The organism is Acidovorax sp. FHTAMBA (genome assembly GCF_038958875.1).
Taxonomy (GTDB): Bacteria; Pseudomonadota; Gammaproteobacteria; order Burkholderiales; family Burkholderiaceae_C; genus Acidovorax.
In genome coordinates, this window is the sequence record NZ_CP152407.1 from 2081216 (window position 1) to 2102113 (window position 20898).

Sequence of the window (20898 nt, forward strand, 5' to 3'; positions counted from 1 at the left end):
TGCGTGGTGCTCCGTGGGTGTCTGCAGGTGGTGGTCGGGGTCATGCCGGCTCCATGCCCTGCCGCCGCTTGGCGTCCGAGGCGGCGGGCGAGGCGAGGAAGTCGAGCAGCGCCTGGGCCGCCGCCGGCTGTGCGCTGGTGGTCGCCACGCCCGACGAGAACGTGGTCGTGATCTGGATCGCGGGCGGCAGCGGGCCGACGACGGTGATGCCTTGCACGTGCAGCAGTTCGCTCAGTTGCTGGAAGCCGAGCTCCACCTCGCCTCGCGCCACCAGCGATCCCACGGGCACGCCGGGCGGGGCCTGTACCGTGCGGCCGGCCACTTGGTCGGCAATGCCCCAGCGCTCGAACAGTTTGGTCAGCGCCACGCCGCTCGGACCGGTGGAGACGCTGATGCTACGCGCGACCAGCACGGCGCTGCGCACCGCGTCTTCCGAGCCCAGGTCGGGCAGCGGCGCACCGGTGCGCACGGCCACGGCAACGCCGGAGCACACCCAGTCGGTCTTGCTGCCTGCGACGATGGCACCGGAGGCGATGAGTTTGTCGATGGCGTCGGAGGCGAGCACCACCACGTCGAAGAGCTCGCCGGCCTGCACGCGCTTGGCGGCGTCCACTCCGCCCACGGCCTCGATGACGGCGCGCTGGCCGCTGCGCTGCTCGTAGGTGGGCAGCAGCTCGGCCAGTACCTGGCGGGTGGCCATGGAGGAGATTCCACGAAGCGGAGCAGTCATAGGATTGTTTGTCGACTAAGAATTTTGGAGTATTCTGCGGCAATTGCAGCTATACAAGAAGTGGCCGATTGGTCTACCAGATATCTCATTTGCCGATGGATCTGAAGCAGCTCGAGTACTTTGTGCGGGTCGCCGAAATGGGCAGCTTCACCCATGCCGCGGCGGCCCTCGGCATGGCCCAGTCGGCCCTGAGCCGGCAGGTCCGGCTGCTGGAGGTGGAACTGCGCCAGAGCCTGCTGGTGCGCAACGGACGCGGCGTCACGCCCACGGAGGCGGGCAGGGTGCTGATCGACCATGGTCGGGGCATCCTGCACCAGATGGCGCGGGCGCGGGAGGACATGGAGCGCCTGCGCGGCGGCGTCTCGGGCGCCGTCGCCATCGGGCTGCCCAGCAGCGTGGCGCGCGTGATGGCGGTGCCACTCATGCGCGCGTTCCGCAAGGAAATGCCGGAGGCGCGGCTCTCGATCAGCGAAGGGCTTTCGAGCGAACTCCTGCGAGGGCTGGTCAGCGGCCGCCTGGACATCGTCGTGCTCTACAACGGCCAGCCGGTGCGCGATGTTGATGTGTCGCACCTCATGGACGAGGATCTGCTGCTCGTGCGCGCCCGCCCGCGCGGTCTGGCCGAGGATCCGCCACCCGGCCCGATCGCGCTCACCGAGGTCGCGCGGCTGCCGCTGGTCATTCCCTCGCGCCCCAACGCGGTACGCATGCACGTGGAAGCCGAGATGGCGCTCATCGGCTGCCGGCCCGACATCGCGCTGGAGATCGACGGGGTCGCCGCCATCCTGGACATGGTGGCCGACGGGGCTGGGTACGCGGTGCTGCCGCGCAACGCGCTGCGCAATTCGCCAATTCCTTCTGCCTACAGCGCCCAGGTCATCGGCACGCCGCCGCTGCGCATAGCGCTGTCCCTGGCGACCAGCCTGCAACGCCCCGCCACGCAGGTCCAGAAGGCCACGCTGGACCTGGTGCGGCTTACGGTCACCAAGGTCCTCCGACCGGAATGAAGGCCGGTCGGCCCGGCTCGGTGTGCCCGATGGCCGGGCCGTCCATGGGCGACAGTCCCGCAGGCTCCCGGCCTTTCGGCGCATGTGGCCCGGTGGGGTGGAGTCGCCTTCGGCGAGGAACGGGACACATCCGGGGCGTGGCTCCGCCCGGCCACGCAGCACCTTGTCCGTGCGAACGATGCACCCGCGCGCCGGACTCACATTGACTGAGACTCAATCTATCAAGCGCGCGGCAAAGTGTTTAGAGTCGCCTCGTAAAAAGCCAGCGCGACTGGCCGGCGTGGGCCTGCGGCACCGATCGCGCGCACCAATGATGGAGAGAGGCAGACAATGAACACTGAACCTACCGGCACCGACCGAGCGCGGCTCCGCACCCTTTCGTGCATCGGAGGGGCGCTTGCAGCGGCGACCGTCGGATTGCCGTTCCGAGCGCGGGCAGCGGCGCGCGAGATCCACGTCGCGATGATGCTCCCCTTGCAGGGAGGCCAGGCCCGCCAGGCCGAAATGATCAGGCAGGGTGTGGACGGAGCGCTTGAACAGGCGAACCGCGCAGGGGGTATCCGGGGCCAGCACGTCAAGCTCCTGGCCATCGACAACGGGTACCAGGCCGAGAAGACTGTCGAGGCCATCGGGTCGCTAGCGGCAAGGGAATCCGTCGTCGCGGTGACCTCGCTGTTCGGCGGCCCGATCATCGGCGCCGCCATTCCGGCGGCGACCCGCGCAGGCGTGCCGATCGTCGGCGTGCTGCACGGAAACGATGCATTCCGCCGCCCGGGTACCGAGATCGTCACCCATGTGCGGGCGACGTTCGACGCGGAGATCCGCGCGATCGCCGCGTTGTTTCCCACCATTGGCAGAAGCCGCTTCGCCGTGCTGCACGCGACCGACAACTCGGGAACGGCGTTCCGCGCGCAGTTCGAGTCGGTGCTGAAGGCGCAGGGATTGCCGCTCGTCGCAGCCGTGCCCTATGAGCGGGACGTCACCGACTACACCGAGCAGGCGCGGAGCATTGAGCGCAGCGGCGCCGACGTAGTGGTGGTCGGTGGCGTGACCGCGCCCGGGATCGCCGCCATCCGCGCCAAGGTGGCGACGAAGCTGTGGGCGCAGATGGTCTGCCTGTCCACGGTCGATGAGCGCTCGGTGTGGGAGCAACTGGGCGCCGACGCGGTCGGCACGGCCTTCTCCAGCGTCGTGCCGAACCCCTATGCGACGCTGCTTCCCCTTGCGCGCGAATACCAGGCGGCGATGAAGGCCCGGAGCTACGACCGGCTGTCCCTCAGCTCGTTCGAAGGCTACATCAACGCGCAGGTGCTGCTGGAAGGCCTGCGGCGCGCACCCGCGCTGACGCGCCCCGCGCTCCAGGGCACCCTGCGCGCGATGCAGGGGGTGTCCCTCGGCGGCGTCTCCTTCTCCGCGCCGGCCGAGGGAAAGATCGCCAGCGGCATCGACGTGGCGGACATCCTGGTGATGACGCACAACGGACGCATGCTGCGCTGAGTACGCGGCCGGGACTGTCGGCTCCCAGAGCCGCTGCGGACCGGTGGCCGCGCTGCGGCGCGCGGAGCGACCGGCCATGTTGCCCGGTCGTACCTGCACGTGCTTCGGGGCGCGGACGGGTCCGCGTCGCACGGCATCCGTCGGTGGGAGAGGCGGGCCGCAGCGAAGGATTGCTTCCGGCCGTACCGACGGATCCCCTACATCGGAGGGCGGCGCGGGTCCACCTGGGTTTGCGCGAGATCAACATTCGTCCAGGACTCCGCTTGCAGCGGTTGACGCCCGCACGCTGGAGCTCTAGATTAATAGTTAGGTGACTAACAAAATAATCACCTGCGCCTGCGGGGACGGCAGAACCTGCAGGGCCGGCCAGCCTGCACCCGCCGACGACGGCAGAAAGGAACGATCATGGACACGCTTCTGGGGATTCTCGTGATTTCGACGCTGCTTGGCGGTGCGGCGACGCTGCTGTGGCTGAACCTGCAGCCCGAGTGGTGGAGGCTTCGGCATCCAGGCGCGCTGGAACTCCGGAAGTTCACCGCCCGGCGTCAGGCGCAGGCGGCAAGGCCCCAGGATGATCTGCCGGCGGACCGGGCGGCGGAGGTCCGGTGCACGTTCTGCGACCACGCACCAGCATGTGCGAAGCGCTTGGCGGCTGGGCACACGACGCCACTCAGCGAGTGCCCCAATCTGCTCCACCGCTGAACCGCGGGGCCTGCCCGAGCGCCAGCGCGGCAGTCAAAGGTAGCGGGCTGCAAGGCTAGGGCGCGCGCGTTGGCGCGTGGAGGGCGCCGGCGCATTCGCCGAAGCCGATGTGTCGCGCTCCGTTGCGCTCGCACTGGGCGCGCAGGATGACGGTGTCGCCGTCCTCCAGGAAGGTTCTGTGCTCGCCCGAGGGTAGCTCGATAGCCCGCCGTCCGCCGACAGTACGTTCGAAGAGCCGAGCCGGCCTGTTCTGGATGCGGCCCGGGCAGCGTACCCGATCCGAGCAGGTCGCTGGGCGCGAGGTTGCAGCAGCTGACCGTGTGGTCGGGTCACGAGCTGGGCCTGGGTCCACGAAGATCGAGTGCGACAGGCGCTCCGGCAACGGGCCCGACCGGGCCATCGCCTCGGTCTGGAGCCGCACCTCGAGCTGGAGGACGACCGAGCCACTGGTTCGGTTCCGTTCAGAATTCAGATAGGGCAATGGCTCGGGGGCGCCGGGCGGTCTCGTACGCGCGCTGTCGGAAGTTGGCCAGTTCCATCTCGCGATGGCACCCTTCATGCCCAGCAACAAGCGGTCGTTGGCCTGCGCCGGATCGTAGATACCGTCGGCGCCGATGAGCAGGGCGTAGACGACGCAGCAGAACTCCAGTAGCGGATGCCGTCGCGCCCGTTGCGCGCCAGGCGCGAGGCCTCGATGCTCAGCACTGCGCCCGAGCCCCCAGGTCGTCGTCGATGACCTCAACGTGCTGTCATCCGAACTGGCGCGCGCGCTCGACAAGACGCATTGGCGGCGCTGGCTCTCCAGGTTGTTGTGCACCTGCTCCAGCGTCGATTGGCGCACGTACACGCACACCTGGCGCGCCAGGTGTTCAGCGCTGATCTTGCTCATGCGCCTTCTCCTTGTCCTGCCTGCCGAGTTGCAGCGCGACGCTGCGCATCCACTGCTCCATCTGCTCGTGCAGCTGCTGCACGACGTCCTGCGGCAGCCGTGCAAGAGGTGGCAGATCGGTCTTCCTCGAACAAGGTGACCCGTCTCATCGGGCGCGGCGCCATCGCATCCTCATATGGCTTCCAGGGGGGTGACGGCTTAAGTTCGGTGGATGGGGGCGGTAGCCCGGGCATTTCATCAGCAAAGGGGCGGCTGCCTCGTGCCGACGCCAGTTACAACCGAATGCTCTGCGCCGCGTGGACGAGCGCATCGATTGAGCTCCGCAGTTGTGGTCGCGGTTGCGCTAGACGACGCGCGCGACCCGCCGCGCATCACGCACAGCTTGCGTGAACTGCGCAAATCGCGAAGAAGAGCGCGCACATTTTTCAAGTTTTGAGAGCCATAGCCCCAGGGAAAACCCGCGATTTTGCGGTGATTGCTGCCTGCTGTGGCTTGGCATGGGCCTTGCAAAAAAGGGATCTCCCGCGAGGCACTACCTCGGCGCCTTCGCATACCGATTCAACGGCCGCTCCAGCCTTCGAACTGCAACCTCGGCGCTCCACGCGGGAGCATCCGATTCGAGGGATGGCTGAGGTTCATGACTATTCAGGAAACACCAAGAGGAGATTGACAATGAAACTGGAAAATCCGAACTCGCAACAAAACTACAGTGCCTTCATGGATCTCGAAGAAGGCTGGGTCTCACGACGCATCTTTCATGACCAAGAGATCTTTGACGCAGAAATGCGCCAAATCTTTGCTCGTGCCTGGTTGTTCGTTGCACATGAAAGCCAGCTTCCCAACGTCGGCGACTTCCTCACCACCCAGATGGGTAAGGATGCGGTGATAGTAAGTCGGCATCGGGATAACTCGATCAAGGTATTCCTCAATTCCTGCACGCATCGCGGCAATCGAGTGTCCTTCGTCGACGCCGGCAACGCCAAACGCTTTGTGTGCAATTACCATGGCTGGGCATTCGATACAGCCGGCAGCCTCATGGGCATGAACGAGGAAGTCTGCTACAGCCCGGGCGACATCGACAAGAGCCAAGCGGGGCTGAAACAAGCCACGGTGAGCAGCTACAAGGGCCTGGTCTTTGCCACCTTCGATCCGAATGCACCGAGCCTCGAAGACTTCCTGGGAGACTATCGCTGGTATCTCGATATTATTCTCGACAACGATGAGGGTGGCACTGAGTTGATCGGCGGGTGCATCAAGTCCGTCATCCCCACCAACTGGAAATTCGGTGCTGAGAATTTCATTGGGGATGCTTATCACGCCACCTGGGCACATGATTCAGCTTGCAAGGCGATGAACAACGGCCAAGCCTTTCCGCCGATCGACTATGAGAATACGTTCCATGCTAGTGCGAACGGTTCTGGCCACGAGTTCGGGCTCGATGGCTTGGGCGACATTATGTTGCTCGGTCGCCCGAAAGTCACAGAGTACTACTTGTCCGTACTGAAGCCGCGTATCGAAAAGAGGCTTGGTGAACTGCGTAAAACCATCTTCGGTTCAGTGGCTTCTGCCACGGTCTTCCCGAACGTTTCCTACCTGCCCGGCATTTCCACCTTTCGTACTTGGATACCAAGAAGTCCGTTCGAAACCGAACTGCGCACATGGGTCATCGTCAACCGCAACATGCCCGATGAAATCAAGAGGGAGATTACTGTCGGCGTAATGCAGACATTCGGGCCGGGTGGCGTTTTCGAAATGGACGATGGCGAAAACTGGGAAGGCTGCACGGCGGCCAACCGCGGATACGTGACCCGCAATGAACCTTTGCATTACCGCTGCGGGATCGGTCGCCAAGTGACCCACCCGGAACTTCCGGGCATCGTATACCGAGGTCAGTTCAACGATGCCAACCAGCGTGGCTTCTATCGTCGTTGGGCAGATCTGATGAACGCCAGTAGCTGGGCAGACGTTCCGGACAGAGGGGGCAATCGGCTTCAAGGGCATGAAACTCGCGATCTGCACAACGGCCTGAAAAGTCTGTGACCCAATAAATCAGTCGGAGAATGACAATGAGCAATGTAATGCAAGAACAGTTTGGTGCATCCGCAGCTTCGGTCGCCTTGGTCAACGAGCTTCAACAAGCACTTTATCGTGAGGCCCGCATGCTGGATGGCGAGCGTTACGACGACTGGGTGGCGATGCTTGCCGATGACCTCCACTATCACATGCCCAGCATCGAGACGCGCTACCGAGCCGACAAAACCGACCAGATCGGCGATCTCAATCGAGCGGCTTTGTACAACGACAGTCGAGAGGATATCAAGAAGCGACTGGGCCGGCTCGCTACCGGGACCGCGTGGTCTGAAGACCCGGCGACGCGCTTCACCCACTTAATCTCGAATGTTGAAGTGGAACTCACCTCTAATGACGATGAGTACCGTGTGTATTCCGCCTTCTTGGTCTACCGAAGCCGCAACGAGTGCGACCAGGATACCCTGATCGGCAACCGCGTCGACCTGTGGCGACGCACGCCGCAAGGACTGAAGCTCGCCCGACGGCTGATTCTGCTCAAGCAGAACTTGCTGATGAGCAAGAATCTCAACATGTACCTGTGATCTGAGACCAACTCCTGATTGAAGCAAGGCGGCTGTGCAAATTGCGACCGCAGTTGCCGTTTGCTGGAGGCTGCGCAGAGAAGACCGAGAACGATCAAATGAAATGCAGTGAGGATTCGGACCATGTTGGCGAGGCAGGTTTTGCTTGGGATGACCGATATTTGGTGGGCTACAAGTCGATGGATGTTACTCATCAAGATTTTGTCGCCTTGGTAGACGCGCTCTTGGTCGCGGATGATCTTCAATTCCCTTCCGCACTAGAGGCGTTCAGGAAACATGCAGAAGAGCATTTTTCCGATGAGAAGAAGTGGATGGATTCAGGTGAATTTCCGCATCGGGATTGCCATGTAGAAGAACATGAGATGTTGATTTCCATGCAAACCTGACCCACCGGGGGTGCGGACGAAAACTTGGACTACTAGAAGGTAGTTCATGTATTCCTACGAAGACCGAATCCGAGCCGTTGAGCTCTACATCAAGCTCGGCAAACGCACCAGCCCGACCATCCGTCAGCTGGGTTACCCAACCAAGAATGCATTGAAGGGGTGGTACCGCGAGTATCAGCAGCGGCTCGACCTGCCGCTGGGATATGCCCGTCGGGAGCCGAAGTTCTCGCAGGGCCAGAAGGCAGCGGCCATCGAGCACTACCTCACACATGATCGATGCATCGCTGCCACCATGAGGGCGCTGGGCTATCCAGGGCGTGGAACGCTAACCAAGTGGGTCCGCGAGGCATTCCCTGAAGCCAGGATGGCCCTTGTCGGCAGTGTGGGCCAGCGAAGATATCCCGAGAGCTTGAAGCACGCGGGAGTGATGGAGCTTTGCACCCGGCAGGAAAGTGCACAGGCTGTTGCCGACAGGCTCGGCGTGTGCCGGCCAACGTTGTACAACTGGAAGAACCAGCTTCTGGGGCGTGAGGCACCCGCATCAATGAAACACACCGATCGATCACCGCAGGCGCAAGAGCGTGAAGAGCTCGAGCGCCAAGTTGAGATACTGCGCCACGAAGTCAGGCAACTGCGCCTTGAGCAGGACCTCTTGAACAAGGCCAATGAACTGTTAAAAAAAGGCCTGGGCGTCGATCTGCAGCTCCTGTCCAACCGGGAGAAGACACTGCTGATTGACGCCCTCAGGGAGCACTATGGCCTGCCAGAGCTCCTTGCACAGTTGAGTCTTGCGCGTAGCTCGTACTTCTACCATCGGGCCCGCGCGGCAATCGGAGACAAGTACGTGAGGGTGCGCCAGTCCATCACCGAGATCTTCGAGTCCAATCACCGCTGCTATGGCTACCGCAGGCTGCAAGCCTCACTGGCCAGAGAGCAAGGCCCGATCTCCGAGAAGGTGATACAGCGGCTGATGAAGCAAGAGAGCCTGGTCGTTGCAAAACCCAAGAGGCGTCGGTATGCGTCTTACCTGGGCGAGATCAGCCCGGCACCAGAGAACATCATCAACCGTGACTTCCAGGCAGCAGCCCCCAACAAGAAATGGCTGACCGACATCACGGAGTTCCAGATCCCTGCAGGCAAGGTCTACCTGTCGCCGATCATCGATTGCTTCGACGGGATGGTGGTGAGCTGGACCATCGGCACGAGTCCGGATGCAGAGCTGGTCAACACCATGCTGGATGCAGCCATCGAGACCGTCACAGAGACAAGCGATCGACCAGTGGTCCACTCAGACCGCGGAGGTCACTACCGCTGGCCTGGCTGGCTATCCAGAATGAGCGAGGCCAAGCTCACCCGCTCGATGTCCCGCAAGGCCTGCTCGCCTGACAACGCAGCGTGCGAGGGCTTCTTCGGTCGGTTGAAGAATGAACTGTTCTATCCTCGGGACTGGAAGGGCACGACCATCGAGCGGTTCATTGAGGTGGTCGACGACTACATCCGCTGGTACAACGAGAAGCGGATCAAGATCTCTCTTGGCTCCCTCAGCCCTATCGAATACCGGGTGAGCCTTGGACTTGCGGCATAAAACCAGTCCAAGTTTTTATCCGCACCCCCTCCTGGGGGTCAGTGGGTCACTTCTGCGTGGAAATCAACACACTGCGGCCGCGTTTCGCACCCCTCGCTGCTGGGCGGCGCCACGCCAGTGGCTCCCTCGGCCATCCGGCCCGAGGGCCAAGCCTGGACCACAGCCGGTCAGGTCGATTTCGTCACGCCCCGCGAGCTGAGCGTAGCCGAGATCGCCGATGTCGTTGACGACTATCGCCAAGCCACCCGCCGCGCCATGGCTGCAGGCTTCGACGGTGTCGAACTGCATGGTGCATCGGGCTACCTGCCCGAACAGTTCCTCTCTTCGAGCAGCAATCAAAGGCAAGACCAGTACGGCGGCCCAGTCGAGAACCGTGCCCGTTTCGTTCTGGAGGTGCTGGCCGCGATGGTGGCCGAAGCCGGTGCCGACCGGGTCGGCATCAAGATTTCACCGGAGATGAACTACAACAGCATCACCGACGCCACGCCGCAAGAGACCTACGCCTATCTGGTCGACCACTTACGTGGCCAGGGTCTGGCCTATCTGCATGTCGCGCTCTTCGGCGCGAAGTTCGACTTCCACGCGCTGCTGCGCCCGCGCTTTGACGGCGCCTACCTGATGGGCGGTGGCCTGACCCAGGACAGCGCCGAAAGCGCGCTGGCCGAAGGCAAGGCCGACGCAACTGTCTTCGGCAGCGCCTTCCTGGCGAACCCCGACCTGCCGGAGCGCTTTCGCGTTGGCGCTGCGCTCAACGCCCCAGACCGCAACACCTTCTTCGCGCCGCCCACCGCCCAGGGCTACATCGACTACCCGGCGCTGGCTGCGGTGGAAGCCGCCTGAGCCACGAAAGGCCGAATGCCATGACCACCATCGCCCGCATGCAGCGCGCCAACCGGGGAATCCAGTTCCGCGCGTACCGCCTGCATGGTGCCGACCCCTCGCAACTCGATCCCTTCATGGGCATCGACCACGCGTGGATGAGCGCGCCCACGTTCCCGCCGCATCCGCACGCCGGCTTCTCCGCTGTGACTTACCTGTTCCTCGACTCGGAGACCGGTATCGCCAACCGCGATTCGCAGGGCGACAGCACGCTGATCCAGCCGGGCGGCCTGCATTGGACCGCAGCCGGTCGCGGGGTCGTCCATGAAGAGAACCCGGCGGTGACGGGCAGCACCACGCACCTGCTGCAGATTTTCGTCAACCTGCCGCGGGATCGGCAGAACGCAGCGCCGTTCGCGCTGAGGCTGGCCCCGCAGGACGTGCCCGTGGTGCAGCGCCCCGGTGTGCGCGTCCGCGTCCCTTTGGGCGGCTTCGACGGCGTGCAGTCGCCGCTGAGGCCGCCGACCGAGGTGACGCTGCTGGACGTCACGCTGGAGGCCGGCGCCGAACTGGCGCTGCCGGTTCCCGCAGGTCGGCGCGCCTTCTTCATGCCGATCAACGGCCACGCGGAACTCGATGGCGAACGCTTCGGCCTCGACGACCTCGGTGCGCCGATCCTGCCGCCTGCGGCCGAGGCGGCGGTGCACAAGCTCATTGCCCAGGATGGCGGAGCCAAGATCGCCGTGTTCATCGGTGAGCCGCTGGGCCAACCTGTGATTTCCAACGGACCGATGGCGTTTGCACGCCAACAGGACCTGATCGCGGCAACTGCCGCTTACCAACGTGGCGAGTTGGGAAGGCTGTAAAAGGCCGCGCCACACATCGGGGGCATGCCCCCATCACAACCCGGAGCACCATCATGAAAGTTGAACGATTCGCCGCCGAGAACTCGGCTTTGCTGCTGATCGACCACCAGGTCGGCACGATGCAACTGATCAAGAACATCGACAGGGAACTTGCCGCCAAGCAGTCGATTGCACTGGCCAAGATGGCGAAGATCCTGAACCTGCCGGTCGTGATCACGTCCAGCCAGGAGGAGCGTGCCCAAGGCCCGATCCTTCCTGAAATCGCCGAGATCCTGCCCGAGGCGCACGCAGCGCGGGTCAAGCGCCCCGGCGTCGTCAATGCATGGGCCTATGCCGATTTCCGCAGTGCCGTGCTCGCCACCGGGCGCAAGAACCTGATCATGGCGGGTGTGACCACCGACGTGTGCCTGATTTTCCCGGCCATCGATGCTGCCCTGGAGGGCTTCAACGTCCAGGCCGTGATGGATGCATCAGGATCGCCCAGCAATCTTTCCGAGGAGTTCTCGCGCCAGCGCATGCACGACGCCGGCGTGGTGCTGACTGCGACCAACACGCTGATGGCGGAGATCGCGCAGGACTGGTCCACCCCGGCCGGCCAGCAACTGATCACCTTGTTATTCACGGATGTCTTCCCGGCCTTGGGCGCGAACATCGCCTGATCCCGAAGGCGTCCCCGTTGACCGCGGCCAGCAGGGTTGGGAGCGAGCTTTCCACGATGCCCACGGATAAGGCGGGTTTGTCTTGACGGCGTGGCGCTGGTTCACAGCGTAGAGTGCGGCGACTGTGGGGAGTCGCCGACAGCGCTGTGGCGTCGGTCGGCCATTCTCGCGTCAGTCGATCATGCGGCACTTACAGTGCTGATCGGGGTGAGGTTCGAGCTGTCTGTTCCAACGCCTTGTCGGTTGCCAACCCAACACACCATTCGATGCAAGACCTGCTGGCCGTTCTTCCCCACTGCCCGCGAAGGCCGTGCGAGCACGCTTGCGGGTTTCCTGCATTCGCATATATTGAAATGAGACCGCCACCGTCCAGTCAGAGCTTGTCGAGGCGTACCGTGCCGTCGGCGAGGGTGGCTGGCGACGGGCACGTCCCTTGTTTGAGCCAGCGCTTGGCGACCTTGATGTCCCGCGGGGCATTCACGGAAATCACGCTGCGCAGCCCGTCATCCGAGATCTGGAACACAGAGAACGCGCCTTCCTCGGCAGACCCGCGCAGGATGCCCTCCAGATCGTTTGAAGGAACGCCAAGCACCTGCAGGTTCATGTCGTACTGGTCCGACCAGAACCAAGGAAGCTCGTCATAGAGGACGTCCATGCCCGCGATCGCCTTGCCTACGGCGATGGCTTGGTTCTGAGCGTTTGCCCAGGACTCGAAGCGCAATCGGCAACCCGCCCAGGAACTGTGTTGATTGGCCACGTCTCCGACGGCATAGACGTCGGGATCGGACGTGCGGCCCGCCTGGTCTACGACGATGCCATCCTGAACCATCAGTCCGCATTCCTCGGCCAAGCGGGTATCGAGCGCCAGCCCAATGCCGACTACCACTGCATCGAACTCTTGTGCCTCGTCAGGCAGGTGCGCGACCAGGGGACGTTGGCGACCCACCATGATCGAGGTGACTGTCGTCGATAGCCGAACGTCGACGCCTTCCTTGCGGTGCTTATCGAGGAGGAAATCTGAAAGCTGCGGCGGAAGCGACCTCGCGCAAAGGCGGGGCCCTGCCTCCAGCACCATGACATCGACCTGCTTCCCCCGCGCCGTTGCAGCGATCTCTAGTCCGATCCATCCGCCTCCGATGATCAGCAACCGGTTGCCGCGCACCAGCTTTCGAGCGATGGCCCGGGAATCCTCGATGGTGCGCAAGGTATACACGTTGGGCAGATCGGCTCCGGGGCATGACAGCCGGCGGGGGTGCCCCCCAGTGGCCAATACGAGCTTGTCGTAGCGGACCACCGAACCGTCCGAGCACCTGACTTCGTGATCGCCGCGATGGATTGCAACGACCTCCGTGCTCGGTCGGAAGTCCACGCGCAGGGCGTCGCTCTGCTGCGATGTCAGGAGGACGGGAGGGTGCTCCTGCGCACCGCTGAGAACGCCTTTGGACAACGCGGGGCGCTCGTAAGGCGCATGGGCCTCGCGGCCGAGCAGGGTGATGTTTCCCCCATGCCCGCTCTCCCGCAGTGACCGAGTGACCCAAGCACCAGCCTGGCCGGCTCCGATGATGACGACATCCATTGCTGGCTCCTGTACCAATGCTCAACTCACGGGCCGCAAGAAGATGAAGCCCTGCTCGACCTTGACCGGATGGCAGCGCAGCGCCTCCGTGCAGGGGGCGCCCACCGCGCGACCGCTTCTGATGTCGAACGTTCCCTCGTGCAGGGGGCATTCAATGAGGCAGGAGTCGACCACCATGCCCAGCGACAGGTCCGCATCTCCATGTGTGCACGTGCCGTCGGTGGCGAAGACTTCACCCCCGAGGTTGTAGATGCACACGCGCTTGCCGTCGATCTCTACCGAATGCGTGTCGTCTTCTTCAACATCGGCGAGGTTGCCCACCTTGATCCATCCATCGTCCATCGTGTCTCCTGCTGCCATGCTTGTGCTGCTGTCCTATGCTTGCGACGTCATCGCGTCGATGTAGTGGTTCTCCATGTGGTACAGCGCTTCCTCCAGCGGCGACATGGGCCCTGGCTTGAAGAATTTCGAGCCCGCGGTGTTCTGCATGCCCTCCACCATGACCGCGTCCTCGGCAATGATCTGGCGCACGAAGCCGATGTACTTTTCCATTTCCGCGTCGTAGTTGGGAATCGAGAAGGCGGCTTCGGGGAACAGCAGGTAGCAGATGACTCTGGTTTCCGTCGGCGAGATGGGCCAGATATGCCACATGCGCACGCTGTCGGCGCGCATCGACAGGTTCAGGTTGGGATAAATGCCCCCCTTGCAGGCAATACCGCTCGGTTTGTCTTGCGCCCAGGGCAACGTGGGGAAGACTTGGGCGCCGGACTTCGAGTGCGGGCGGGCTTCGTATTGGGTATGCCAGCCACCGTTCTCCAGCAGGTTGAAGCGAACCTGCTCGCCCTTGACGAAGCCGCCGAAGGTGTCCTTGTGGATGACGCCAACGTGGTAGATGTCGATGAGGTTCTCGATCAGGAATTTCCAGTTGCACTTGACGTCGATTTCGACCTTCTGGGCCAGCTTGCAATGGTCGGTCTGGAACCACCACAAGGGTTGCTCGAAGGGTGCGATGTACTCTTCGAAGGACATCGGCTCATCACTGAAGTTCACGAAGATCCAGCCGCGCCAGATCTTGACCTGCAACTGCCGCAGGCTGCAGTTCTTCAACTCGACCTCGGAGGCCTTCATTCCGGGCGCGACGACGAGCTTGCCGCTCACGTCGTAGAGCCATGCGTGGTAGGGACAGCTGAACTCCTTGGTATTGCCACGTCCGACGGCGATTTCCACTCCGCGATGCAGGCACTGGTTCATGTACGCGACGATGTGATCGGGCGCCGGGCGTGAAACGACGATCGACTCCTTCATCACCTGGAAGGTGTAGTAGTCGCCGACATTGGGGATCTCTTCGACGCGCCCCACGGAAAGCCAGTACTTCATGAAGATTTGCTGCTTCTCCATGTCGTAGATCTCGGGCGAGCTGTACACCTCGCCTGGCAGGTGCCGTGCGCTGAGCAGTTTCTTGCGGGTGTCCTTGAACTTGGGGCGCAGGTCCAGGAGCTGTTGTTCGGCTACTTGCATCGTGGTCGTCCTTTCAATAACGCGTTGATCGTGCGCAACGGATACTATGCAATACATTGATTTATGTATAGATCGATGTGAGAATCGATATATCTTGCCGAGAGAACCCTATGTCCCAGAAAGACCCTTCAAAGAGCGCGCGTCCTCAGCGCCAGATCAACGACGTCGACTACGTCGCCAGCGCCGAAGCCATGTCGATCCTGGGAGTGCGGCGCGAGACGCTGTACACCTACGTCAGCCGCGGGCTCATCAAAACGATGCAGCGCCCGGGCGTGAAGGCCAAGCTCTACCGCAAAGCCGATGTCGAAAAGCTCAGAAGCCGGGCCGTCGCACGCTCGGGCGGGCCACAAGTCTCGCACTCCCTGCGCTACGGGGAGCCGATCGCGCAGACGTGGATCAGCGAGATCACCGCCCACGGCCCGCGCTACCGGGGGGTGCTCGCGCGCGACCTTGTGCGCGACGGCAGGTCGTTCGAGTTCGCGAGCGAGCTCATCTGGACGGGACTGCCGCGCACCCGGGATGTCGCATGGCCTACCTTGCAGGACATCCGGCAGCCGGAATCCCTCGTCAAGCTGGCCTTGCATTCGGCCGAGCACGTCACGCCACTCAAGCTCTTGTCGATGCTGACGACCTCGCTGTCGGCGTTCGAGCAGGCCGAGGGCGACATGCAGGCGGCCGGTTTCGCGGCCTGTCGGCGGTTGTTGCAGATGCTGAGCGGCACCGCGGGCATCTTCGGCCCTAAGGCGAGGTTCTCTCCGCCCGGCGAAGGCGAGTTCGTGGCGCACTGCGTCGCCCGCGGGCTTGGTCTGGGCGAACGGCCCGATGCCGTGCGGGCCATCGACGCAGCGCTCGTGATGTCCGCCGAGCACGAGTTGTCGGCACCGACGTTCGCCGCGCGGATCTGCGCCTCGACGGGAGCAGATCTGTATGCGTGCGTCGCGACGGCGATGCTGACCCAGTCCGGGTCGATGCAGGTCGGGGGCGCCGTGGAGGTGGAGGCGCTCATCGATGCCCTGCCCAGCGGACTGCAACCGGACGATGCCCTGCCGCTGGCCGCAGCCTCAGGCTTCAAGAGCAACGAACTGCCGTGCTTCGGCCATCCCCTGTACGACGGCGAGGACCCGCGCTCGGTGGTACTGCTCGACCTCATAGGCAGCCTGGACACGTACGGACCGGACATGCCGAAGGTGCAGGCGCTGGTGGCCGGTGCACGGCAGGCCGGACAGCACCCGAATGTCTTCGCTGGTCTCGTGATCCTGTGCAAGGCGATGGGTTTGCCCAATGGAAGCGGCGCAATGCTCCATACCCTGGCACGCACCAGCGGCTGGATCGCCCATGCGATGGAACAGCGCCTGACCGGCGCCATGCTGAGGCCACGCGCCAAGTACATGGGTCAGCATCTTCCGCGGTGAGGCAACGCGCGGCCACGGCAGAGCGCCAGGTGGGAACCGGCCAGACTGGCCGACGGCTCAGCGCGCGCGAGCGAAGGTGCCCCCTGCGTTCAGTCCCGCATCACCAGCGCTGCGGTGACCCTGCGCACCAACGGCAGCGCGAGGAGCAGCGTCGGAAAGGCGATGATCCATGACAGAGCCCAGGCGCTGAGCCAAATGTAGAGGAAGCCGGGTGCCAGACCGATGCTGCGCAGCGTCGACACGGCCGACACCACGAACGTCATCAGGATCGATAGCAGCAGCGGCATCACCAACGCCGAGTAGGCGGCGGGGAGCTTTGCGAAGCCAAACACCGTGCGGGCCTGGTCGGTCGGAGTAGGACACTCGTTCTTCATGGGCAGGCCCGAGGTGTGTCGCCTACGATGCCGTCCGGACCGCGGATGGCTCGGTCCGCACTGCCGTGGAGGCACACACTCCAGCCGGTGACCATGGAACGCCAGTCCATGTTCCTGGTGTGCGTGTGCTTCTGGCGGAAAGACGGGGCGCCGCGTGCCACGCGCCGCGCGCGGGTGCCGACGGCGGTCATGCCCCGCTCCTTCGCCGCTTTGGCGCTCCATCGTCGGAACCCGATGATGGCCACATCGCCTGCGTCGCGTGGATCGGTATCGCGATCCCAGACGGGAGGCATCATGGTCGACGTGGCGCACTCCCGACCGTGCCCCCGCCGGGCGCCAAGGAAATAAGCTGCCTCTGCCGCTTGTGGGTTCTGCACGAAGGACTTGTCTGTACTGCGCCGCATCTGACGCTCGGCGTCGGGTTCGTCCTTCGTCTGCATGAGTCCTCCTTCATCGGGTTGGTTCGTTGCGCTGCGGCGCCATGGCAGCAATATTGTTAGGTTACAAACCAAAGTTACCCGTCGGATGGGAAGGTGTCAACAAGCAAAACGAGATGCCGCAGGAATCGAGGAACGAATTCGCTACTCTTCTGATGGGGGTCAAAGCACGAGCTCAGTGTGCGCGCATGCCGTGCAATCGTGGTTCGCGATGGTCGGGCATCCGCAATACGATGGCTCAACGGCTGGGCATCAAGCGAACCCCGTGCAGCGAGCACGAACTCGCGCGGGGACACCCCAGGGCAAGGCGAGTAGGCAGTGCACGACCGACTACTTCTTCGGTGCACGCCGTGGAAGTTCAAGGATGCTTGAACTGGACATGCCGCGCTCGGGACCGTGCTCCCACGCGGATCTGGGACCGCTCACCCGCGAGCTGATCGATGAGCGAGCGTGGCGCAACTGAGGAGAGTCAAGCCGCGTGGGCGCGCCGGTCGATGAAGCTTCGCATGTGCCCGCGGCTCCCCGCTCGCGTCGCATTCGAACTGGAACCAGATGCCCGCGCGGCATGCTTCATCAAAGTTCGCCTGCGTGTCTTCCCTGAGGCGCCGCTTCGGGATGCGCAGACCCGGAGGGCTGTGCGGCCAACTCGTCGCTGGTGCGAGGGCGTGGGCAAGCACCTCGTCAGGGGCGCCAGTTCGTTGACGGGGCCCAGTTGGTCCGCCAGCGCATCGTCGCCCAGCAACCGGCTGCGGGGAGCTGGATATGGCCTTGTCCATTGTCAATGGTACGGTGCCTCGGCCTGGCATGGGGACGACATCATGGGCTGGCTGGATACCTGCCTGACTAGGCAACCTTTGCCGAATCATCGTGGACGAACCATCGCCTTCAAACACCTCCAAGGCATTTCCAACGGGCTGCGCTCGGCATTGGACCTCCTGGCGCGGCAGAAGGCCGTCGCGCTGAACACCGCCATCGAGGTCGAAACCTTGCCCTTGATGAAGGATGTCGAGCTGCGCGGGTCGGCGTGGACCATGCATGCTGCGCATGGCGAGGAGCGAGGAGGTCAAGGACGGCGCCATGGTCGCCTGGGCCATCGATCAAGCGAACCATCGCGCTCGAGTTCGGGAAGAAGCACAAGCCGTCGAGCGCAGACCCCTTGGTGGCGGCCCGCATCCGGGCGCTTGCCCCGTCGCACCTGAAGCCCGGTTATGAGGCCTAGTCAAACGCGAGCTTGGCGAGCGTGCCACGCAGCCATTGGTTGGCCGGATCCTTGTGCGCCCGCCGGTGCCAGAACTGGCGCACGTCCGCTGCGGGAATCCTCAGCGGCACTGGCAGGATCTGCACGCCCCGGGCGTTGCGCGCAGCGTTGCGGGGCACGGTGACGACCAGGTTGGAGCGCTCGACGACATCCGCCGCGATGTGGTAGTGGGTCACGCGCAAGATGACGTCGCGCTTGGCGCGCATCTTCGAGAGCGCGCGCTCCACTAGGTCGTCCGCGTTGCCCGTGGCCACCGCGACGTGCTGGGCCTGCAGGAACGCCTGCAGCGAGAAGTCGGGGCCTATGGACGGATGCCGCTTGCGCGCCAGGCAGCAGTAGGGATCGCCGAACAGGCGTTGCTGGTAGAAGCCCGACTTCAGAAACGCGAGGTTGCCGATCGCGAGATCCGCCTCGCCGCTCTGTAGCAGCTGCTGGTACTGGTCGTTGGGCCGCCGTAGCGCCTCGATGCGAACGCGCGGCGCCTCCCGCAGCACCGCCGAGATCAGCCGCGGCAGGACGATGCCCTCCCCCGCGTCGGACAGGAGGATCCTGAACGTCCGCTCCGACTCCCTCGGCTCGAAGCCGTGCGGTCTCTCCAACGACTGCTGAAGGATCGCCAGCGCCTGGCGGACCGGGCCGATGAGTTCATCGGCCAGGGCCGTGGGCTCCATCCCGCCGGTGGTCCGCACGAACAGCGCATCGGAGCAGGCCTTGCGCAGCCGCAGCAGCGCGTTGCTCATGGCGGGCTGCGACAGGCCCGCCGCACTCGCGGCCCGCGACACATTGCGCTCGGCATAGATGGCGGCGAAGACCCGCAGCAAGTTCAAGTCGAACGTCTTTATATTCATGATCTGAATTCTATTTCTCTCCAATATCGATTGGACAACGATGAGCGCGCCCGTGATCATCTCCCCAACCAAACGAGAAAGGATGAGACCCCATGGGGACAGAGATCAAGACGCCCGTGCTGATTGTGGGCGGGGGGCCGATCGGCCTGTCGATTGCCATCGAACTGGGCTGGAGGGGGATCGAGTCGATCCTCGTGGATGAGGGCGACGGCACGATCGAGCATCCGCGCACCGGCCTGATCGCAGTGCGCACGATGGAGCTGTTCCGGCGCTGGGGGCTGGCGCAGCGCGTGCGCGAATGCGGATTCCCGGACGACTATGACCTTTCGATGGTGTTCTGCACGTCGCTCAACGGGCTGATGCTCGATCGCGAGAACTACCCGAGCATGCGCGAGGCGCCGACGCCGCCCGAGACACCCGAGAAGAAGCAGCGCTGCCCGCAGCTGTGGCTGCAGCCCATCCTCACCGATGCGGCACGCGCCGAACGGAAGGCCAAACTGCTCTTCAAGCACCGCTTCGTTTCGCTGCAGCAGGACGACCAAGGCGTCACGGCGGTCGTCACCGACCTGAACACGGGCAAGCCCGTCCCCATCCGCGCGGACTACCTGCTCGGCTGCGATGGCGCTACCAGCCAAGTCCGGGAACAGGTCGGCATCAGGATGGAGGGCCGGCTGCTCAGCTACTCGGTGAACGTCCTGATCCGCGCGCCGGGGCTGGTGCACAAGCACAAGATGGGGCCGGCCGAGCGCTACCTCTTCGTAGGGCCGGAGGGAACCTGGGGCAATCTGACGGTCGTCGACGGGAACGATATCTGGCGCCTGACGGTGCTCGGATCGGAAGAGAAGATGGATCTCAAGAACTTCGATCCCGCCGCTTGGGTCCGGCGCGCTATCGGGCGCGACGACGTGGAGTTCGTGGTCGATTCGGCCATCCCGTGGCGCCGTAGCGAGATGCTCGCCGATCGCTACTGCGAGGGCCGCGTCGCGCTCGTGGGCGATTCCGCCCACACCATGTCTCCGACCGGTGGCATGGGCATGAACACCGGCGCGCAGGAGGTGCTGGACATCGGCTGGAAGCTCGAGGGGCTCCTCAACGGCTGGGGCGGCCCGACCCTGCTGCGCAGCTACGAGGCCGAGCGCCAGCCCGTCGCGCAGCGCAACATCGGGTTCTCCACGCAGAACTTCAGGGCGTGGCAGGACACGCCCAGCCCGGCGGCGGTCTGCGACCTGACTCCCGAGGGCGAGAAGGTGCGCGAGGACCTCGGCAAGCGGCTGCGCGAATCCACCCGCGTGGAGTGGGAGTCGCTGGGCCTGCAGATCGGGCATCGCTACGAAAAATCTCCTATCTGCGTGCCGGATGGAACGCCGCCTACGCCGGACGACTACTCGACGTACGTCCCGACAACGCGTCCTGGCTCGCGCGCGCCCCATGTCTGGCTCGAGGATGGACGCTCGACGCTCGACTTGTTCGGCCGCGACTTCGTGCTCATGTGTTTCGACAAGCGCCTGCAGGCAGAGACGGACGCCTTCGCCAGGGCCTTCGCCGCCAAGGACGTGCCCTTCAGGACCGAGCACATCGAGCAGGCTGATGTGGCGACGGCGTACGAGGTGCCGCTTGTCCTGGTTCGGCCCGATGGCCACGTGGCATGGCGCGGCAGCCGGGCTGAGGCCCCGGGCGCCGTGGTCGATACGGTCCGTGGCGCGGTATAGATTGCTTCGTTCGC

19 protein-coding genes and 1 pseudogene are annotated in these 20898 nt (G+C 63.9%); 12 read left to right on the forward strand and 8 right to left on the reverse strand.

Going from position 1 to position 20898, the window contains the following annotated elements; translation table 11 throughout:
* Nucleotides 1–40 precede the first annotated feature (40 nt).
* A complete protein-coding gene (locus tag AAFF19_RS09780) occupies nucleotides 41–730 on the reverse strand; it encodes a substrate-binding domain-containing protein (RefSeq protein WP_210436213.1) in 690 nt (229 codons plus the stop codon).
* A 95-nt stretch (nucleotides 731–825) separates the two neighbouring features.
* Here AAFF19_RS09780 and AAFF19_RS09785 point away from each other — a divergent pair, with 95 nt between their 5' ends.
* The 3 genes from AAFF19_RS09785 (at nucleotide 826) to AAFF19_RS09795 (ending at nucleotide 3936) form a co-directional block, all read left to right on the forward strand.
* The gene (locus AAFF19_RS09785; RefSeq protein WP_038201631.1) at nucleotides 826–1737 is read left to right on the forward strand and encodes a LysR substrate-binding domain-containing protein; all 912 of its coding nucleotides are present in this window, start codon (nucleotides 826–828) and stop codon (nucleotides 1735–1737) included.
* A gap of 330 nt (nucleotides 1738–2067) precedes the next feature.
* Entirely contained in the window at nucleotides 2068–3234 is a 1167-nt protein-coding gene (locus AAFF19_RS09790) for an ABC transporter substrate-binding protein (RefSeq protein WP_082753288.1), read from the forward strand.
* Nucleotides 3235–3639: 405 nt separating this feature from the next.
* On the forward strand, nucleotides 3640–3936 hold the full coding sequence (locus AAFF19_RS09795) for a hypothetical protein (RefSeq protein ID WP_038201637.1): 297 nt from the start codon (nucleotides 3640–3642) through the stop codon (nucleotides 3934–3936).
* A 55-nt stretch (nucleotides 3937–3991) separates the two neighbouring features.
* On the opposite strand, the gene AAFF19_RS09800 is transcribed toward AAFF19_RS09795, so the two are convergent.
* Nucleotides 3992–4825, reverse strand: a complete 834-nt coding sequence (locus AAFF19_RS09800) for a hypothetical protein (protein ID WP_038201640.1) — start codon at nucleotides 4823–4825, stop codon at nucleotides 3992–3994.
* Nucleotides 4826–5497: 672 nt separating this feature from the next.
* On the opposite strand from AAFF19_RS09800, the gene AAFF19_RS09805 reads away from it, so the two are divergent.
* The 7 genes and pseudogenes from AAFF19_RS09805 to AAFF19_RS09835 all read left to right on the forward strand — a co-directional run bounded on the left by AAFF19_RS09805 (nucleotide 5498) and on the right by AAFF19_RS09835 (nucleotide 11752).
* On the forward strand, nucleotides 5498–6865 hold the full coding sequence (locus tag AAFF19_RS09805; RefSeq protein WP_084216801.1) for an aromatic ring-hydroxylating dioxygenase subunit alpha: 1368 nt from the start codon (nucleotides 5498–5500) through the stop codon (nucleotides 6863–6865).
* 38 nt (nucleotides 6866–6903) lie between these two features.
* Nucleotides 6904–7437 carry a 3-phenylpropionate/cinnamic acid dioxygenase subunit beta gene (locus AAFF19_RS09810; protein ID WP_211260198.1) on the forward strand — a complete coding sequence of 178 codons (534 nt, stop codon included), beginning with the start codon at nucleotides 6904–6906 and terminating at the stop codon, nucleotides 7435–7437.
* 41 nt (nucleotides 7438–7478) lie between these two features.
* Complete coding sequence (locus tag AAFF19_RS09815) at nucleotides 7479–7823, forward strand: hypothetical protein (protein WP_342721726.1); 345 nt, start codon at nucleotides 7479–7481, stop codon at nucleotides 7821–7823.
* 46 nt (nucleotides 7824–7869) lie between these two features.
* Nucleotides 7870–9408 carry an IS3 family transposase gene (locus tag AAFF19_RS09820; RefSeq protein ID WP_342721727.1) on the forward strand — a complete coding sequence of 513 codons (1539 nt, stop codon included), beginning with the start codon at nucleotides 7870–7872 and terminating at the stop codon, nucleotides 9406–9408.
* 69 nt (nucleotides 9409–9477) lie between these two features.
* A pseudogene (locus AAFF19_RS09825) lies at nucleotides 9478–10248 on the forward strand (alkene reductase); the annotation flags it as partial.
* Nucleotides 10249–10268: 20 nt separating this feature from the next.
* Nucleotides 10269–11093, forward strand: a complete 825-nt coding sequence (locus AAFF19_RS09830) for a pirin family protein (protein WP_038201661.1) — start codon at nucleotides 10269–10271, stop codon at nucleotides 11091–11093.
* A gap of 53 nt (nucleotides 11094–11146) precedes the next feature.
* Nucleotides 11147–11752 carry an isochorismatase family protein gene (locus AAFF19_RS09835; protein ID WP_038201663.1) on the forward strand — a complete coding sequence of 202 codons (606 nt, stop codon included), beginning with the start codon at nucleotides 11147–11149 and terminating at the stop codon, nucleotides 11750–11752.
* A gap of 373 nt (nucleotides 11753–12125) precedes the next feature.
* On the opposite strand, the gene AAFF19_RS09840 is transcribed toward AAFF19_RS09835, so the two are convergent.
* The 3 genes from AAFF19_RS09840 to AAFF19_RS09850 are packed head-to-tail and all read right to left on the reverse strand — an operon-like array spanning nucleotide 12126 to nucleotide 14846.
* Nucleotides 12126–13328: an FAD-dependent oxidoreductase gene (locus tag AAFF19_RS09840; protein ID WP_038201664.1), complete on the reverse strand. Its 1203-nt coding sequence runs from the start codon at nucleotides 13326–13328 to the stop codon at nucleotides 12126–12128.
* Between the two features lie 21 nt (nucleotides 13329–13349).
* Nucleotides 13350–13688, reverse strand: coding sequence for a non-heme iron oxygenase ferredoxin subunit (locus AAFF19_RS09845; protein WP_245610635.1), 339 nt, complete (start codon nucleotides 13686–13688; stop codon nucleotides 13350–13352).
* A 15-nt stretch (nucleotides 13689–13703) separates the two neighbouring features.
* Nucleotides 13704–14846, reverse strand: coding sequence for an aromatic ring-hydroxylating dioxygenase subunit alpha (locus AAFF19_RS09850; RefSeq protein ID WP_038201668.1), 1143 nt, complete (start codon nucleotides 14844–14846; stop codon nucleotides 13704–13706).
* 110 nt (nucleotides 14847–14956) lie between these two features.
* On the opposite strand from AAFF19_RS09850, the gene AAFF19_RS09855 reads away from it, so the two are divergent.
* The gene (locus tag AAFF19_RS09855) at nucleotides 14957–16258 is read left to right on the forward strand and encodes a citrate synthase (protein ID WP_038201670.1); all 1302 of its coding nucleotides are present in this window, start codon (nucleotides 14957–14959) and stop codon (nucleotides 16256–16258) included.
* An 89-nt stretch (nucleotides 16259–16347) separates the two neighbouring features.
* Here the strand turns inward: AAFF19_RS09855 and AAFF19_RS09860 are convergent, their stop codons facing one another.
* The 3 genes from AAFF19_RS09860 to AAFF19_RS09870 all read right to left on the reverse strand — a co-directional run bounded on the left by AAFF19_RS09860 (nucleotide 16348) and on the right by AAFF19_RS09870 (nucleotide 19175).
* Complete coding sequence (locus AAFF19_RS09860) at nucleotides 16348–16632, reverse strand: DUF2798 domain-containing protein (RefSeq protein ID WP_038201673.1); 285 nt, start codon at nucleotides 16630–16632, stop codon at nucleotides 16348–16350.
* Nucleotides 16629–17072 carry a hypothetical protein gene (locus tag AAFF19_RS09865; RefSeq protein WP_038201674.1) on the reverse strand — a complete coding sequence of 148 codons (444 nt, stop codon included), beginning with the start codon at nucleotides 17070–17072 and terminating at the stop codon, nucleotides 16629–16631. The genes AAFF19_RS09860 and AAFF19_RS09865 overlap by 4 nt, the downstream gene beginning before the upstream one ends.
* A gap of 1212 nt (nucleotides 17073–18284) precedes the next feature.
* On the reverse strand, nucleotides 18285–19175 hold the full coding sequence (locus AAFF19_RS09870) for a LysR family transcriptional regulator (protein WP_038201676.1): 891 nt from the start codon (nucleotides 19173–19175) through the stop codon (nucleotides 18285–18287).
* Between the two features lie 92 nt (nucleotides 19176–19267).
* Between AAFF19_RS09870 and AAFF19_RS09875 the strand changes: the two genes are divergently transcribed.
* Complete coding sequence (locus AAFF19_RS09875) at nucleotides 19268–20884, forward strand: FAD-dependent oxidoreductase (protein WP_342721728.1); 1617 nt, start codon at nucleotides 19268–19270, stop codon at nucleotides 20882–20884.
* Nucleotides 20885–20898: the final 14 nt, after the last annotated feature.

Bases quoted from the DNA above. Each gene is read 5' to 3' on its own strand.
- AAFF19_RS09780 (WP_210436213.1), bottom strand. From the start codon at position 730: ATGACTGCTCCGCTTCGTGGAATCTCCTCCATGGCCACCCGCCAGGTA.
- AAFF19_RS09785 (WP_038201631.1), top strand. From the start codon at position 826: ATGGATCTGAAGCAGCTCGAGTACTTTGTGCGGGTCGCCGAAATGGGC.
- AAFF19_RS09790 (WP_082753288.1), top strand. From the start codon at position 2,068: ATGAACACTGAACCTACCGGCACCGACCGAGCGCGGCTCCGCACCCTT.
- AAFF19_RS09795 (WP_038201637.1), top strand. From the start codon at position 3,640: ATGGACACGCTTCTGGGGATTCTCGTGATTTCGACGCTGCTTGGCGGT.
- AAFF19_RS09800 (WP_038201640.1), bottom strand. From the start codon at position 4,825: ATGAGCAAGATCAGCGCTGAACACCTGGCGCGCCAGGTGTGCGTGTAC.
- AAFF19_RS09805 (WP_084216801.1), top strand. From the start codon at position 5,498: ATGAAACTGGAAAATCCGAACTCGCAACAAAACTACAGTGCCTTCATG.
- AAFF19_RS09810 (WP_211260198.1), top strand. From the start codon at position 6,904: ATGCAAGAACAGTTTGGTGCATCCGCAGCTTCGGTCGCCTTGGTCAAC.
- AAFF19_RS09820 (WP_342721727.1), top strand. From the start codon at position 7,870: ATGTATTCCTACGAAGACCGAATCCGAGCCGTTGAGCTCTACATCAAG.
- AAFF19_RS09830 (WP_038201661.1), top strand. From the start codon at position 10,269: ATGACCACCATCGCCCGCATGCAGCGCGCCAACCGGGGAATCCAGTTC.
- AAFF19_RS09835 (WP_038201663.1), top strand. From the start codon at position 11,147: ATGAAAGTTGAACGATTCGCCGCCGAGAACTCGGCTTTGCTGCTGATC.
- AAFF19_RS09840 (WP_038201664.1), bottom strand. From the start codon at position 13,328: ATGGATGTCGTCATCATCGGAGCCGGCCAGGCTGGTGCTTGGGTCACT.
- AAFF19_RS09845 (WP_245610635.1), bottom strand. From the start codon at position 13,688: ATGGCAGCAGGAGACACGATGGACGATGGATGGATCAAGGTGGGCAAC.
- AAFF19_RS09850 (WP_038201668.1), bottom strand. From the start codon at position 14,846: ATGCAAGTAGCCGAACAACAGCTCCTGGACCTGCGCCCCAAGTTCAAG.
- AAFF19_RS09855 (WP_038201670.1), top strand. From the start codon at position 14,957: ATGTCCCAGAAAGACCCTTCAAAGAGCGCGCGTCCTCAGCGCCAGATC.
- AAFF19_RS09860 (WP_038201673.1), bottom strand. From the start codon at position 16,632: ATGAAGAACGAGTGTCCTACTCCGACCGACCAGGCCCGCACGGTGTTT.
- AAFF19_RS09865 (WP_038201674.1), bottom strand. From the start codon at position 17,072: ATGCAGACGAAGGACGAACCCGACGCCGAGCGTCAGATGCGGCGCAGT.
- AAFF19_RS09870 (WP_038201676.1), bottom strand. From the start codon at position 19,175: ATGAATATAAAGACGTTCGACTTGAACTTGCTGCGGGTCTTCGCCGCC.
- AAFF19_RS09875 (WP_342721728.1), top strand. From the start codon at position 19,268: ATGGGGACAGAGATCAAGACGCCCGTGCTGATTGTGGGCGGGGGGCCG.